1 protein-coding gene is annotated in these 386 nt (G+C 45.3%); it reads left to right on the forward strand.

Annotated elements, in window-relative coordinates:
- Positions 1-300 (forward strand): arginine repressor (locus tag WEIDD23_RS12385; RefSeq protein ID WP_062359104.1); only part of this gene is annotated, 300 nt, incomplete at its 5' end.
- Between the last annotated feature and the right edge of the window lie 86 nt (positions 301-386).

Consider the following 386-nt stretch of genomic DNA (forward strand, 5'->3'; position numbering starts at 1 on the left):
CAATTGGTAAAAGTGCCATTGCCAACGGGTGGCTTTGCGTATGCCATGATGTCTGGTTCGGATTACTTGGGTCAGTTAGGGCGTATTTTGAAAGAAAGCACGACGGAGATTAAGACGCAAGCTAACATGGTGATGATTCGTGTTGCGCCAGGAACTGGACCAGCGTTAAAAACGGCGCTCGAAGAGGCTGATTTAACTGATGTGTTTGGTTTGATTGGCGATGACGCCGGCGTATTAGTCATCTTAAACGAAGGCGTGTGGGCGCAACAATTTGCGACTGACTTGATGGCGAAAGCTTAGTAGAAAGGTAGGAGGACGCAAATGTTACAGGAATTATCAATTCAGAATTTTGCGATTATCCCGAAACTGAATATTAGTTTTCAACC

Source organism: Weissella sp. DD23 (genome assembly GCF_001579105.1).
Classification (GTDB): domain Bacteria; phylum Bacillota; class Bacilli; order Lactobacillales; family Lactobacillaceae; genus Weissella; species Weissella cibaria.